The organism is Chryseobacterium sp. P1-3, assembly GCF_000738495.1.
Lineage (GTDB): Bacteria > Bacteroidota > Bacteroidia > Flavobacteriales > Weeksellaceae > Chryseobacterium > Chryseobacterium gallinarum.
In genome coordinates this window covers 45927-61088 of record NZ_JPEQ01000001.1, presented here as the reverse complement: position 1 = coordinate 61088, position 15162 = coordinate 45927, and the positions used below count along the sequence as shown (strand labels likewise).

General features: G+C 34.4%; 15 protein-coding genes. 10 read left to right on the top strand and 5 right to left on the bottom strand.

All coding sequences use genetic code 11. From position 1 onward, the window contains the following. Window positions 1-100: 100 nt before the first annotated feature. The 4 genes from HX13_RS00290 (at window position 101) to HX13_RS00275 (ending at window position 2908) form a co-directional block, all read left to right on the top strand. Window positions 101-577, top strand: coding sequence for a SixA phosphatase family protein (locus HX13_RS00290; RefSeq protein WP_050019484.1), 477 nt, complete (start codon window positions 101-103; stop codon window positions 575-577). Between the two features lie 114 nt (window positions 578-691). Continuing rightward, a complete protein-coding gene (locus HX13_RS00285) occupies window positions 692-2143 on the top strand; it encodes a hypothetical protein (protein ID WP_050019483.1) in 1452 nt (483 codons plus the stop codon). Further along, entirely contained in the window at window positions 2140-2442 is a 303-nt protein-coding gene (locus tag HX13_RS00280) for a hypothetical protein (protein WP_050019482.1), read from the top strand. Before HX13_RS00285 ends, HX13_RS00280 begins: the two co-directional genes overlap by 4 nt. Further along, complete coding sequence (locus HX13_RS00275; protein ID WP_050019481.1) at window positions 2411-2908, top strand: leucine-rich repeat domain-containing protein; 498 nt, start codon at window positions 2411-2413, stop codon at window positions 2906-2908. Before HX13_RS00280 ends, HX13_RS00275 begins: the two co-directional genes overlap by 32 nt. Window positions 2909-3036: 128 nt before the next feature. On the opposite strand, the gene HX13_RS00270 is transcribed toward HX13_RS00275, so the two are convergent. Further along, the gene (locus HX13_RS00270; RefSeq protein ID WP_050019480.1) at window positions 3037-4581 is read right to left on the bottom strand and encodes a serine hydrolase; all 1545 of its coding nucleotides are present in this window, start codon (window positions 4579-4581) and stop codon (window positions 3037-3039) included. Between the two features lie 136 nt (window positions 4582-4717). On the opposite strand from HX13_RS00270, the gene HX13_RS00265 reads away from it, so the two are divergent. The 6 genes from HX13_RS00265 (at window position 4718) to HX13_RS00240 (ending at window position 8692) form a co-directional block, all read left to right on the top strand. Then, a complete protein-coding gene (locus tag HX13_RS00265; protein ID WP_050019479.1) occupies window positions 4718-5167 on the top strand; it encodes a hypothetical protein in 450 nt (149 codons plus the stop codon). Further along, the gene (locus HX13_RS00260; RefSeq protein ID WP_050019478.1) at window positions 5167-5664 is read left to right on the top strand and encodes a metallophosphoesterase family protein; all 498 of its coding nucleotides are present in this window, start codon (window positions 5167-5169) and stop codon (window positions 5662-5664) included. Before HX13_RS00265 ends, HX13_RS00260 begins: the two co-directional genes overlap by 1 nt. A 58-nt stretch (window positions 5665-5722) precedes the next feature. Then, window positions 5723-6217 carry a Smr/MutS family protein gene (locus HX13_RS00255; RefSeq protein ID WP_050019477.1) on the top strand — a complete coding sequence of 165 codons (495 nt, stop codon included), beginning with the start codon at window positions 5723-5725 and terminating at the stop codon, window positions 6215-6217. 18 nt (window positions 6218-6235) lie between these two features. Further along, a complete protein-coding gene (locus HX13_RS00250; RefSeq protein ID WP_050019476.1) occupies window positions 6236-6952 on the top strand; it encodes a DUF3822 family protein in 717 nt (238 codons plus the stop codon). Window positions 6953-7019: 67 nt separating this feature from the next. After that, entirely contained in the window at window positions 7020-7592 is a 573-nt protein-coding gene (locus HX13_RS00245) for an RsmD family RNA methyltransferase (RefSeq protein WP_050019475.1), read from the top strand. Between the two features lie 725 nt (window positions 7593-8317). Continuing rightward, window positions 8318-8692, top strand: coding sequence for a hypothetical protein (locus HX13_RS00240; RefSeq protein ID WP_050019474.1), 375 nt, complete (start codon window positions 8318-8320; stop codon window positions 8690-8692). A gap of 69 nt (window positions 8693-8761) precedes the next feature. Here the strand turns inward: HX13_RS00240 and murI are convergent, their stop codons facing one another. The 4 genes from murI to HX13_RS23045 form a co-directional block, all read right to left on the bottom strand. Continuing rightward, window positions 8762-9544, bottom strand: a complete 783-nt coding sequence (gene murI / locus HX13_RS00235; RefSeq protein WP_050019473.1) for a glutamate racemase — start codon at window positions 9542-9544, stop codon at window positions 8762-8764. A gap of 297 nt (window positions 9545-9841) precedes the next feature. Next, a complete protein-coding gene (locus tag HX13_RS00230) occupies window positions 9842-10063 on the bottom strand; it encodes a hypothetical protein (RefSeq protein WP_050019472.1) in 222 nt (73 codons plus the stop codon). Between the two features lie 262 nt (window positions 10064-10325). Next, window positions 10326-13676, bottom strand: a complete 3351-nt coding sequence (locus HX13_RS00220) for an RHS repeat-associated core domain-containing protein (RefSeq protein ID WP_050019470.1) — start codon at window positions 13674-13676, stop codon at window positions 10326-10328. 152 nt (window positions 13677-13828) lie between these two features. Then, entirely contained in the window at window positions 13829-15079 is a 1251-nt protein-coding gene (locus HX13_RS23045) for a hypothetical protein (protein ID WP_050019469.1), read from the bottom strand. Window positions 15080-15162 lie beyond the last annotated feature (83 nt).

Below are 15162 nucleotides of genomic sequence, written 5' to 3'. Positions count from 1 at the left end.
AATTTACTGATTTTATTCATAACGCAGTTTTTTTTATATCAATCATGTTTTATTCCATTATTTTTTTTTATAATTTTAATCTTCCAAAAAAACAAAATATATGAAGAGACTCATCCTCGTAAGACATGCAAAAAGCGACTGGCCGGAAGAAACGGAGGACTTTGACAGACCCTTGGCAGATAAGGGACTGGAGGACGCCATGAAGATGTCCAGGTTTATGAAAAACAACCATATTTCCATAGACCATTTTGTGTCGAGCCCCGCTGTACGTGCATTGAATACCTGTAAAATTTTCAACCAGACCTACCAGCTTGATTTTACTACTAATGAAAAGCTATATAACCCTTCGGAAAGAAATTTTGAATCGGTAATTTATGACCTGGATGACAGTCTGAACTCAGTAGCCCTTTTCTCTCACAACAATGGAATCTCTAATTTTGCCAATTCCATTTCCGAAGATATTTTTCATTTTCCCACCTGTGGTGTTGCCGGTTTTGAGGTGGATTGCAACTCATGGTCCGAATTTGACGGTGCCAGAAAGAAGCTTCTTTTCTTTTATGAGCCCGGAAAAATATAATCTTCATATTCCATTTTGTCCTCAAGAATTTATACCTATTAAAAAGAATATTAAAATCAATACCAACGATTGATATAGCAAGAATTGCAAAACACACACAAATGATTAAAAAAAATGACTTCAAAGAAAAATCCTGGAGTAGAATATGATGTAAAAACTCCAATCAAAAGAAATCCCATTTCCCGGTATTTTGTAAAAGGGTGGTGGGAAGATATGGAAGGAAAAGAAATAACAGAGGCAAATCTGAGAGATAGAGTCCGCTTTCATCTGCAAATGAAAAATATCGACTCTCCTGAAGGAAAAAAAGTACACCTTGAATTGAGGGAATGGGATAAGTTTGACTTTCTTCTTTATATCCTCAGTTTTGTAAACAAAGAACTGATCGGATATAAAAACGCAAGGGAATATGAAACGATCAATATTGTAGCCACCGACCCTGAAAATAAGGAGATCCTTACAGAATGGGAATTAAATGAAAATTCTGAGATCATCATCCCTTTACTGCTGGATGAGAATGCCCTGACTAAAATGGTAACGAATGATGCAGGAAGGGACCTTGAGCTTTATTTCCGATGCAGGTATATAGATGAAGGATATATGCCTGAAATCGTAGAACTTCCATGGGAAAACCAGGATTACCTGAAAGTAAAACCGAAACCTGTAGCAGAACCTATCATCTTCGTACATGCTTCGGATAAGCACCTCCTGCCAGCCATTTATTCTGCTGATGATGGAAGCCCATGGTATATTGCAGCCATGAAAAACGGGTTGTATGCCAATAAAGTGAATACATTAACAAAACCTTATAGCAGCGATTTCAAAAAAGAAATAACAGGTTTTGAAAAAAGAGCTTATAAAATTGCCATCAGAAAGCTGGAAAAGGGAGAGTTAGTTTTCAATACAGGAAGAAAGGGTACTACTTCAAAATTTTATAATCTTGATATTTCAGAAATAGATGGAAATTTTAAGGATAAAATAAAAGTAGGCGTAAACAGAGGGACGGGCATTCCAGGGGAAACTTCTAAGGGAATTAACCAGCTGGAAGCCCAAACCCAGCGAGGTAAGGCAGGTGCAATAAAAACAGTGGGAGAAATTACAGGTGTTTTTGGCATTTTATCAGATTTGGCAGCTTTATTAAGAGGAGTGGCAGATCATCAGATTCCGATGCCATCTATTGTTCCGCCTTTTGTGATGGATACTGTAAACAAAATGAAAGCTGAGAATGATGAATTTATTATAGAAAATTGGAATAAAAAATTACAAGCTTCAATTAATGAAGGATTAAACTCTGTTAAAAGAACTGTTAACTCCCCAGCTAATAAGAGCTATAATTTGGGTTTTAATCTTATTAATGTTTCGGAAGAACTACTTACAAAGATATTGAAAAAACAGATATTCGAATATGATAAGAAGTCATTAGATTTCAAAACTTATTTAACGGATCAAAGCCACGGCAAAGAAGAGGCAGCTATATTAGTACAAAGCATTGAAGAAAATGACAAATATAATCGTTCAACAATTAATCATTATATTCATGCTCTTTTTGTAAAAGATTTAAAAATATGAGAAGTATATTAAATATCTTACTTTTTATTCCATTATTATGTTCTTGCCAGCAGTATAATAATCCCCCCTATGATGAAAAGGAAAAAGTATTGAGAGATTTTCCTGTAGAAAATAGTACCAGGATGGTAATGGATTCTTTATGGAATAAAAGGGACTCACTTACTTATCTTAGACTTAAAAATCTCGATTTAATTCTGATGAATGAATCTTCAACAATTCCCAATTGGATTGGAAATTTTGAAAAAATGAGAATATTTCAAATAGTGAATGAAGAGAAAAAAAATCACATCTATTCCTAAAAGCATAGGAAAATTAACACGCCTATTGCAATTTGATATTCCAAACAATAATGTAACTGTACTCCCTAGTTCTTTTTATAATCTTAAAAGCTTAACATATCTTGATTTAAGAAACAATCCTATTGTATTGATTAACAATGAAATAAGCCAACTTACTAATTTAGAAAGTATCAATTTAGATGGTACTTTTATAAATAACTTACCTATTAGCATTTGCAAATTACAAAAAATAAAATTTTTCACTTTAGAAAACACTCATATTTCTGATTTACCTACTTGTTTAAAAGATATGTCTAGTTTGGAGTGGCTTAATATTTCAGGTACAAGAATAAAAATCATTCCCATTGAAATTTTAAATGCACCAAAGTTAGAAACAATTCATGCAAAAGGCTTAAAGCTCAAAAACTATAAAGAAGTAAAAGCCATTTGTAAAAAAAGAAATATCACATTTTATTATGATGAATAAATTTATTATGATGAATAAATAAAATTATATTTTTTTAGAAGTACTAATTGAATTAACAATAGTTAGCGGGAATAAAAACGGGACAAGCCAAAACCCGTCCCGTCGTACTATTTTTTGTGATTTTACTTTTACTTCCTTTTCAGATCCAGATCATCAAAATCAAAACTGAAATCAGTAACTTCAGAAATAGCTTTTAGCTTTGCAGACTGTGCTTTTCCATTTTCGTCATACTCAAAAATAAGGTAAGCATCGGCATCATAGCTTCTGTCATCCCATTTGATAATGAAGGAATTATTGGAATATGGAAGCAATTCGCCTTTTAATCTTGGTGAGTTTTTGCATGAAATTCTGTAGGTACTTCCCTGCTGTACAATTTCCACATCACCAAACCAGGCATCATTATAAATTCCTACAAACTGTTCGGATTTTGGATGAAGTGCTTTTTCCTTTTTAAAGGCGTCCGATTTAGCAAACGCATCTTTCTTTTGCTTTTCATAATCAGCATTCATTTTAGCCATTCTCTCACTATAGGTCTTTAACCAATTTCTGTCTGCCACACCAAGATAAGAATCTTTTACCGTATTGGTAATAGTATTAAACGCAGCCCCCGACTGCTGGTTTGTCAGCACTACAATCCCCAATTTCAAATCCGGTATCAGTGTAAACTGCGTTACCGTTCCAATCAAACCTCCGGTATGTTGCACTTGTTTATGCCCCTTCACATCACTTAAAAACCAGCCTAATCCATATCCGTAAAAGCTGGTATCATATGGGTTTTTTGCAGCTACCCTGTCAGGAATCTGAAGGCTCCACAACTGTTGGGCATTTTTATCAGAAACCAGTTTTTTACCGTCTTTAGTGGTAAAATTATTCATCAGGCATTCAGCCCAGGTTGTCATATCTTTAATATTACTCATAATACCCCCTGCTGCATTGGCGGTTTCATTCCAATCGTGAGGAACAGCCACTGCTTTTCCAGCCACAGGAGCGTGAGCATCAATTTTATTGGTTATCGCTTTAGCACGGTTATAGCTTCCGAAACTGGCTGTCATTCCTACAGGTTTCATGATCCGCTGTTCTATAAATTCTGCCCAGCTTAACCCGGAAATTCTGTGAATCACCTCACCGGCAACAATAAACATGATATTATTGTAGTCTAATTTCGTTCTGAAAGGATTTTCAGGCTTCAAATACCTTACATTATGAACAATATCATTGACTGTCAGACTTCCCCCCTCCGGAAAAAACATAAGATCTCCCTGGCCCAATCCCAGGCCTGCCCTGTGAGTAATCAGGTCTTTTATGGTTACATTCTGAGAAACATAGGGATCATACATCTGAAACTCGGGAATATATTTTGAAACTTTGTCATCCCAATTTAATTTTCCTTCATCTGCCAGAATAGCAAGCGCCACACAGGTAAATCCTTTGGAGTTGGAAGCAATTCCCACTAATGTATTTTCATCCATAGGCTGCTTCGTGGTAAGAGAACGTACTCCAAATCCTTTGGAATAAATCACTTTACCATCTTTTACCACCCCTACAGACATTCCCGGAACGTCAAATGTTTTTAAAGTATTCTGGATCAGTTCATCCAGTTTTTTTTCCTCAACCTGGGCATTTGCCAATCCTACGGTTACAAGAAAAATGAAAAGAGAAAGTTTCTTCTTCATTATTTTTTAATTTTCCCAAATTTAGCAAATATTCGGTGATGCCTATTACCGATATTAAAAGTTCTAACACTTTTAAAATATACTTATCTCTTAAAATTCTTAAAGCTTCTTTATATTTGTGGTCTAAAACATTGAAATGGCAATAAACAGATTATTAGCTTTCTTTTTAGTAATGATAAGCTGTAATGTATATTTTTCCCAAGAGGTAACGATTAAAGATGATAAAGTTACAGTAGACGGGAAACAAATACTAAAAGCGGAAAAAATCAACCTCGCCCAGTATTCCTTTTTTTCTATGAAAAATGATGATGAAGTTTTACTTTACAAGTATATGGATAATGGAACGCCCAGCTATGTAAATGATGATTTTTTTATCCTTAATTTTCTGACGGCAAAAGTTAAAGTAGAATCTACAGACCTGGGCAAAGTTTCCAACTTTATGAATTCCAGGAAAGGAATGGAGAAAGTCGTAAGATGGCTTCTTAAAGAAAGAGTGCTTACTCCGGATGGTGAGCTGAATCCTGACCGCCTTGCAATATTCAAAGAAAAATACGACGAAAATATCACTGCAAGAACACACAGATAATGACAAAAATCCTCCTCCTTTCCGATTCCCATTCCTATATTGATGACCGGATCTTAGCGTATGCAGCACAGGCTGATGAAATCTGGCATTGTGGAGATTTTGGAAGCATGGCCGTAATTGAAGAACTTGAAAAAGTGAAGCCTCTGAAAGGTGTTTTTGGAAATATAGACGATGCAAAAATCCGTTCTGTATTTCCGGAAGTGAACCGTTTTTTTTGTGAAAAGCTTGAAGTACTGATGGTCCACATCGGTGGATATCCCGGCAGATATACTCCTATTGCCAGAAAAGAAATAAGTGAAAAGGCTCCCAGGTTATTTATTTCAGGACATTCTCATATTTTAAAAGCCATGTTTGATGAAAAGAATAATCTCCTGCATCTTAACCCCGGAGCTTGTGGAAAGCAAGGCTGGCATAAGACAAGAACAATGATGCGGTTTGTAGTAGATGGTGAAGAGGTTAAAGATCTGGAAGTGATTGAATTGGGTTCAAGAGTGTAAACAAATTAACTAACCTTGGCAGGGTGTTGAATTCCTGTTAAGGTTAATCAGTAAGAAAATGAAAATCGGGGATACAGTTTCTGTAGTAGATGAGGATTTAAGCGGTATAATTACTTCCGTGAAAGGAAATATTGTGGTTTTTAAAGATGAATACGGTTTTACCCACCAATATCCCAAGGAAAAGCTGGTTCCCAAAAATGCAGATTTATATGAAAATATAAAAATTGTGAAAAAAGCAGAGCCTAAAAAAATAATTTCTAAAAAACATCAGAAAAATCATTTGGTTCTGGACCTGCATTTTCATAATTTGGTGAAGAATCCCGATGACTATGACAGTTTTGAAAGATTGTTTATTCAAAAGGAAAAATTGTTGGAAGTTCTGGAGTTTTGCAGAAAAAATAATTTAAAGAGGCTGGAAATTGTACACGGCATTGGTGACGGGGTCTTACAAAGAATGGTAAGAGATGTTTTGGAAAGCCAGGTCAATATTGATTTTTATAACAAGGAAATACTTCACCATCAATCAGGTGCGGTAATGGTAGAATTTCACTAAATTTGCAGGAATTGAAATATGAACGTACTTAATTTACTTTTTACCAAAGACGGATTGATCTTCCAGATTGCGAAAAACAAAAGCATTGTGGAAGAAAAGTCGTACTTCGTTACTGAAGAAACCCCACTCAACCTTATTGAGGAAAAGCTTGATGAAATTCTTATCAGGCAACGCTTTGACGAAATCCAGGTAGTTTCTGCACTCAATCATTTTACTTTAATGCCTGAAGGTTTTTCTGAACACGAAACAGGATTTGACCTGATTGCTTTTAATGCCCCTGCAGATAAGGAAAAAGAAGAACTGATGCTTTCTATTAATAAGAAGTTCAATATCCAGTTTTATTACACTTTTCCGAAAAACTATTATAAAAAAATAAAAGAGCTGGCGATACCGGTACATTTTAATTTTTCCGGAGAAAAGTTTTTAAACTCTATCAACAACAAGAATAATAAGGAGATTCATATCAATCTTTATCATAATCAGTGCGAGTTTTTCGCTATTGATCATAAGAAGGTGATCCTGTATAACAACCTGGATGTTAACTCTGAGGTTGATTTCCTTTATTTTATTATGTTTACATTGAGTAAAATAGGTTTTGGAATCAATGATACGAGTTTTTACGCATATGGCGAAACTACAGAGAATGAAACTTTTATTTCCGAGCTTCAGAAATTTGTCAAAAACCTGAAAATTGTTTTTGATAACATCCCCAACAAAAATTTTATACTTAACTAGATTACAGACTGATGTACCAGGGATTATTTCTCAGGTAAGCTATAATCTATATACATCTTAATACAACATGTTCAGAATAATATCAGGCAAGTGGAAAGCCAAAAAAATTGCCGCTCCTAAAAATTTTGAGGTAAGGCCCACAACGGATTTTGCTAAAGAAGCTTTATTCAGCATCCTTGAAAACAAATACGACATGCAGTTTGTTTCCGTTCTCGATTTATTTGCGGGAATAGGTTCTATTTCGTTAGAATTTGCTTCCAGAGGATGCCAGGATGTGACTTCTGTGGAAATGAATCCAAAGCATACAGGATTTATAAATGCTACAGCATCAGAACTTGATATGGCCCTTCAGATCAATGTGCAGAGAGGTGATGTGTTCGACTGGCTTAAAAAATTCAGAAATAAGAAATCTTTTGAAATCGTTTTTTCCGATGCCCCTTTTGAAATGGAGGAAAAAAAATATTATGAGCTGATTTCTCTTGTTTTAAACAATAAATTCCTCAAAGAAAACGGGGTTCTTATCGTAGAGCATCAAAGCCGTATGAAGCTGGAACACCCTAATCTGATTGATACCAGAAAATACGGAAATGTAAGTTTCAGTTTTTTTGAACCGAATAAAGAAGATCATCAGGAACTTTAATTCCTGATTATTTTGAATTGAGCTTATACTCCTTATTCAACTGCCGTAAAGTCTTGGCCGGGATATCAGGACTATCTATCTCTGGGAATTTACTACTGCTTTACGGAAATAAAATAAACTATACTTCAATAAAGGGTATTGAACCAGCCTCATTTCCAAACCATCAATATGAAACTCTTCTTTATGGTAAGCAATCAATCAAAAAAGAGAAACGGCTAACAAATCAGCTTAAATTTAACTAAAGTAAAGCTTAAACTGAAAAGATAATTACAGAAACTTAGTTTTTTAAAAAGACTTGCCAGCGATAAGCTATTTATAGAATTACTCACTTTTTTCTCAATATATTGATAACATTCTAAAAAATTATAAATAAATTAGTATTTTAGGAAACAAAAAATATTAATTATGAAAACTTTTTTTTTATTTAATGATTTCATTAATTTTCCTTCATTCATGTGAAGTTGATCAAAGTATTAATAAAGAGGAGGCTATGTCTGAGAGAAATGATAGCTACAACAATCAAGCAAGATTTAATCTTACTTCAATATTAGATTTAAGCAAAACCAAAAACCCTTTTATCTCAAATATAGTATCAAAAGATGTTCCGATTGAAGACTTGCCTCCCTTGGAAACGAAAGCTATATCTGCTTATTTGGTCGAAGAAAGAACTTTAGAATGTGGTAAATCCTACATTTATGTAGCAAATGCAACTAACACCAGTGCTTATGACAGAATGGTATGGATTACAATTAAAAAAAAATACAACTACCATAGACAATCAATATGTAATTATACCTGCCGGCCAGCAAACAAATTCAATACAGTTTTATAGAGTATATGCTAATGTATCCAAGCCATATCCTGTTGCTGATGCAGTGGTTTCAGTTACAAATATTATTGAATTTTCTCCAAATACGCCAAATGTAACTGATGAATACATAAAAAATTCTAATCAACAATATATACAAAATTGTATCTCTCTATATGGAAATCCTGATTTTTGCCAAGATCATGGAGGTGATGCCAACCATAACGGAGTATGTGATGATATAGACAAGATTATCAAAGAGACGCAGGAAGTAGACACTTCTGTAGATTGACCTTAATAAGTTTTTAACAAAAAGAGGCTGTCTTTTACATTTTTGATAATACAAGATAGCCTCTTTTGTTTACAATACTTTTAATTCTAAATCAATACTTTTGCCAAAGAATTTCTTCGATATTTTCTCAAAATTTTTAGTGATATCCGAAAGGTAAAAGTGGTAATCCGGTTTAGGATTATTATCATTCAAAAGATTGTACTTATCCAGAATAATTTTCAGATGATTGGCTACAATATTAGGTGAATCAATAACACGAACCCTGTTTCCGTAATATTGTTTGATTTCATCAATTAATAGTGGATAGTGCGTACATCCTAAAATCAGCGTTTCAATATTTTTCAGCTTATTATTGCTCAGATAATTGTAAATAATAGCATGTGTGATAGGATGGTTTTTGAAACCTTCTTCAATCGCAGGAACCAATAGAGGGGTTGCCAGCTCATCCACCTTAATCCATTTGTTATGTTTCCGTATACTTTTTTTATATAATCCTGAATTTACAGTTGCTTTGGTCGCAATAACCCCTACATTATTATGGATTTCATAGGAAACTTTTTCTGCCACCGGATTGATAACATCAATAACCGGTACTTTACCCGCAACTGATTGCATTACCTCATTTAAAGCGTTTGCAGTAGCAGTATTACACGCTATCACAATAGCTTTACAGTTTTGTTCCAGAAGAAAATTGGTGATTTTTGTAGAATATTCTATAATCGCCTCTTTGGATTTTTCTCCGTAAGGAAGGTGCTTTGTATCTCCAAAATAGATCAGGTCTTCATTGGGAAGCAGTCTTTTAATTTCTTTGGCAACAGTAAGTCCTCCTACTCCGCTGTCGAAAATTCCGATAGGCTGGCTGGGTGAAAGATGTGAATAATCTTGTTTTTTTCGTTTTCAAGTGAACTGAAATTTTATACAAAAGTAATGAATAATTGAATACTTATTTAAGATTAGGGGTTGAAAATATTTTAGGTTTCTCATTTTAGATCTTTTGTTTCGAATAGTGAATCTTTTAGATATTCTATATATATATATTTTAAGAAAATCCAAAACAAAAAATTCCTGCATCAATTGATGCAGGAATTTGAGAACTTTTAAGGTAAGTATAACCATTATAATTTATTATCTCAAAGAAAAATAATTCTATTAGACTCTTAAAATCACATCAAGAATTTCATTATCAGATAAGTTTCTTAAAGCCGAGTTTTCTTGTAAGTAGTTTGAAATAATATTACTTGATCCACTTATTCCAGAAAATCCATCTTTTTTAAGCTCCCAATCTGTTGAAACTAGATTCCAAAAATCTAAATCTATATCTAACAACTCCTTATCCTTATCTATAAAAAAAATTATATAAAGATTCTTCAATGTTTACATTAGCCTGTTTCTTATAAAAGAAAGTGATAATTGCATTATATTTCTTTTTAAGTTCTCCATTTAAAAGAGTATTATAGCAAATTAAACTAAGCTTATTCAAAAATGCTTTATTATTTAAATTATCTGAATAGATAACGTCGTAATAATCTATTTCATTTATTTGATTTGATAATTTGTTTTGTAATACATTGATGATATCTGTTCGTTCTATCAAAGAACAAATATAGAAGTCATATAAAAGTTTACTCTCCATTTATTTAAATTTTCCTATTCCTTGATGAAAAATTGTCCTTGTCCATGGGTTAATACCTGTACTAAAGGTATGATTTCCTATAGTATGATTGAAATAAACGGTTTTGTAATTCTTTATTCCAAAAGTCCCTTTCCGGAAAATTTCTTCTTGGATAAATGCTGTTCCCCTATGAGCTGCATCAAATTGACCATGTCCGTAACCTCGCATTCCTAACGTAGTCAATCTTGGATGTAATCTCAATATACTATTGTATGTTTTTGAAAGTAAATATTTTGCTCCTATTCCTAATCCTTTTAAAGCTAATTTACCCCCAATATAGTCCTTCATTATATCAAAACTCGGATCATACAAGCCTGGACTCTGCAACCTGTTATCCAGTCGAATATTCACTCCAAAATCCCGTATTCCCCCACCTTCTGAAGCTGTAGCAAAACCATTTTGAACTTCTGCCGTAGCCAGAAGCCTTAATTTTGGTGAGCCTGCAGATTCCGGTTCATAGAGATAATCAGTATCATTACCTCCTTTATCTCCAATTTTGGTTCTGGAACCGTCTTTATTGAGTAAGTATTCATTAGGAGGGTCAACTTGGTGTAGTACGTGGTTAAGTCCCGCTACAACACCTCCTACTAAAGCACCTTCCCAGAAATTTCCTCCTGTCAATTCAGAAGCTACTCCTCCTAATAAAGCTCCGGATAATACAGTTCCTGCTGCACTATTGGCAAAACTACCAGCAAGTCCTCCAAATAAAGAAGCTCCCCAACTCCCTGAAGCTCCTCCTGCAAATCCATGAACAAAATTAGCTCCCTGCATTAAAGATAAAGTACCTTGCGCAAAACCATGTACCAAGCCTTGTGCCATGGCACTTGCCACTTTATCTGTTAAAGTAAGTACTGTTCCTGCTGCCGGAGTAAACACACTTCCTATTCCAAAGGTGACAGCTCCGCTTACTCCTCCCCAAAACATAGATTTGAGGGCTCCTCCCAACTGCCACTTACCTCCACTTATAGCTACTCCTAAGGAATATGCTGCCAAACCAACAGCTGTACCAATAATAGCTGCTGTTATTACTCCTCCCCAGAAAAGACTAACTCCCCAGGCTGCAACAAATGCAAAAACAAAGAACTCTCCATTAGGATCGCTGAACATGAGTGGATTATTCATTACATACCCGTACTTGTTATAGTTTTGAGTATTGGTAGGATCCTGTATGTTTTCATCAGCATTTAAGAATCTTCTTAATAAAGGATCATACAATCTACCATTCATGTGAATAATACCTACTTCAGCAAAATGTTCATGGCTGGTGTAACCCCTATCTATTAATAACGAAGCATTATCAATAATATTCTTATCCGTAATAATGGCTCCGTTTCCAATCTGCAAATGAGTAAAATTACCCCATGCATCGAAATGTCTTTGTTCCAGTTTATTTCCTGCTTCATCACTAATGGCTAAGATACTTCCAATATAATCTTTATGCAAAAATTTATATGAACCCGTTGATTCATCATAATTCTTTAGATAAACAATATTAGATTCGTACGGTGTTCCTCCAATATAAAGGATATGCTTTTCTTTTCCGGTTATATTGTCTTTTACGACTTCATAACTTCCATCTTCACTGTAATATTTGGTGAATTTACCTTCTCCATCTGTACTGAAGTTCCCTCCATAGGTAACCCACTGTCTCATGCTGGTTAAACCATACTGAAACGCAACATCTCCCTTTTCTCCATCAATAAATACCGGATCATTGTTTTCGTTATACGAAATGTTCTGGATCAAATCATTATTATAGTTCTGGGTCCCTGCAGCATTTAAGGTCATTCCTGTTGGCTGGTAGATTTTTGCAGAATTTTCAAACTTAATGGTTCCTACCTGATCATTTTGAGTGATTCTTCCTTTAGCGTCATAAACGTTTCTGTTATTTGCCGGTTTTATCCCTGTTACAGGATTCGTCCAGTTTACAAGACGGTTATTATCATCATAATCAAAAGACTCTACAATATTAAAATCTCCTCCGGTTGTTCTGCTTTTGAGCTCATTTTTTATCGCATCAAATGAATATGAAAGTTGCAGGATACCTGGCTTTACTGCCGACGAATGATTTACCTGAGTTAAGAATCCAACGTAATCATAAGAATTATTAATATCTACTGCTCCTAGTTTAGCCTTTACCACCTGGCCTTTCGCATTGGTTTCTTTCAGCTCCCACAGAACTTTTCCTGAATTTTTATCCTTCACCTGGTAGAGCTCACCATTCCAGGCACTGTATACATTTTCTATTTGTACTTTGGTTAAAGTACCGGAAGAATACAGTTGTTTCTCATAAGATATTACCCTTGCTTTATCATCATAGGTAATTCCTTTCTGAATAAAGTATTTTCCGTTACTGCTTTCCGATGATGATAATAATCTTCCTTGCGGATCATAGGAAACATTATTACTATAGGACTGTCCTTTGGAGGTTCCTGATTTGGCAACAACTCTTCCTTTATTATCGTAAGTATAAGAAATCGTTTTGTTGGTAGCCTGACCACCATCAGCAGTAGAAAGCTCTTTTTGAGAGATTAGCTGCCCCAGGTTATTATAGGTATATTCTTTAGTACCTTTAGGGCTGATAATTTTCTTAGGTTGCCCGAAACCGTCATATTCATACTTATACGTACCATTGGAAGGATCATTGAATTCTGATTTCCTGCCCCACGAATCATATTTGGTCGTAACACTATTTTCCGCATATTGGGCTTTTACCTGTTCGCCTGCTGCATTGTAGGAGAATTGAATGGTTCCTCCTTTATCTGTACTTGAGACTATATTTCCTAAGGCATCTGCTGTTTTGGAATTTGTCCTTTGATAGCCGTTGAGTTCCCTTATTGTTGTTGTTAAACCGGAAACGGTAGTTTCTAATTTTAGTCCTTTATATGAGGTAGCTGTTACTTTTGTAGGGAACACAGTATCATCATAAGCAATGAGATTCCAAGGACCTCCTAATCCGTCAGGACTTAAGGTAGGTTCAGATTCAGAAACTTTTCTTCCCAAGGCATCATATAAAATAACTTTGGTAAGGTATTGTCCCTGCCCAAAAGCTTTGGTAGAGAATTTATATTCTTGTCCCAACTTATTAGTGAACTTTTTGGAAATATTTCCATCCGGAGCATATTCTGAAATGATAATATTCGAATCATTATCTCTTTCATATTGATAAGTAGTTGTTCCCTCTAAATTACTTTTTGAAGTTAAGAGTTTTCCCCACCCATCATACGTATTTGTAAGAACATTTCCTAACGGATCAATTTGAGTTAAAATCTGCCCCCAATCATTATAAGTAATATTGTTTTCTAATCCCAAGTGATCTGTTTTTTTTCACTACAAACCTGCCTTTAGAATCATATGCACTTGTAATAGTCTGAGTTTGAGAATCAATACTATTGCTTATTACTTTTTGGGTAACATTTCCAAATCCATCATAATTATATGTTTCAAGCAAATAACCGGTATTATCACGATTCCACGTTTTTTAGAGTTTTCACCAGGTTATTTTCATAAGTATACTCTTCCTTCGAAGATTTGGTATCCCCGTATGCCTGTACTACATCAATTTTTGATTTTGGTCGTCCAATATAATAATCTGATCCAACTCCAGAAGGATTATGAATATATTCAGATGTTGAAGTTGTAACAGCATATCCATTATTAACATTTGATACACTTTGTGACGGAAGATAATAGTTCCCATACGTTATGGTACTTTCGGTAATTGTACCTGTTAAAAAATCTTTAACTCTACTGGTCTTTGGAGCAACAACGGTTACCACTTTTGGTTTATCTGAATCAGCTACTGTGCTCACTACCTGACCATTCAACAATTTATCTATTTGGTAGTTAGTAGATTTAAAACTTAATAGCTGCGTATTATTTTCAGAAATATCGGCTGGAAATATCTGGTTTTCATTATTCGTTCTAACAGACCATTCTTTTACCGGTACTCCATCTTGTAAAGGATCCATTTCAGTACCTGCCCATATTTTGGTATTCTCAAAACCATCAGCATACCAGGAAGAACGGGCAGCCTGACGAAATCCGATTACTCCTTTTCCGTGTAAATTAGCTATATATCCCCTGTATCTGAAATCTTGTTTTCGAACAGTCTGCCCATCAGTTTGACGAATTTGAGAAACAGCAAACGATTGGGATAGTCTATCCATTTCAACAAATGGATATTGTTCTTTTTTTACAGGAGCATAAATACCAGAATTAACAGAAGGATCAAGTTCTTTATAATCTATATGATAATTTTGTGATCCCTGTGATATTAATGAGACATTTTTATCAGGATTGAGACTGTAATGCTTATAGCTTATGATTTTTCTTTCATGATTACCATTAATCCCTTTTACCAGGAATAATATTTTGGAAGAAGTACTATTAGTCCTAAAATCTCCAAATATAGGGCTTATTATGGCCTCATTTCTTGTAGAATTATAAAGTGTCTTCTCCGTAAATGACCATTTGAATTGTGCATTATTAGGATCATACTTGGCTTCATTATAACTTTGAACATACCAGTTTGTATAAGGCTGGCTATTAGGATAAAAAGTTACAACAGAGTTAACAATCTCACTTTTTCCATCATTGTCTAAATCAAGCAATTTTGGAGTAGAAAAAGAATTGGCCCCAACAGCAGTTGCATCAAAAGGCCTGTAAAACATAAGTCCCTGAATACTTTCTTCCAAGGTATTTCCTGTATTCAAATAAATTGACCACCCCGCAAGAACAGTAACTCCGACAAAATTATGTACTGGTAATAATACTTCAATATTCTTATCACCATTTA